Genomic DNA, 477 nt, shown 5'->3' on the forward strand with positions numbered 1-477 from the left:
AAAGGAGACAGGTTTAAATTGGAGCCAAATCGCCGAGATAATGGGTATAGGAGGGAGGAAAATTGAGGAAATGGGAACGTAAGGCCGTCTCCGTTGGTGGCGGGACAGGACTTTCGACGCTTCTTCTGGGACTGAACCATTCACCGCACGACATAACAGCCATGGTCACGGTCGCTGAGTAGGTGGGTAGTTCTGGTGTTCTGCGGCCGGAATTCAACATGTTGCCGCCAGGAGATATTCGAAACGTCATCGTCTCCTTATCAAAGTCGGAGACGTTGATGGACCGAATCATGCAGTATCGGTTCGAAACAGGGGAAGGTCTGCATGGTCCTTCGCTCGGAAACTTGATGCTGACGGCAGCGACCCCGCTTTGTAACGGTTCGTTCGTCGAAGCAATTGGTGTCATGGGACAATTGTTGAACGCAGAAGGAAAAGTCTATCCGGCGACGGAACGGACGATCACACTCTGTGCCGAGT

1 pseudogene is annotated in these 477 nt (G+C 52.2%); it reads left to right on the top strand.

Annotated features, from left to right (window positions below):
• Positions 1-62: 62 nt before the first annotated feature.
• Positions 63-477 (top strand): annotated as a pseudogene (locus ACZGCQ_RS16870) (gluconeogenesis factor YvcK family protein); the annotation flags it as partial.

The organism is Exiguobacterium sp. HSB13, assembly GCF_056764755.1.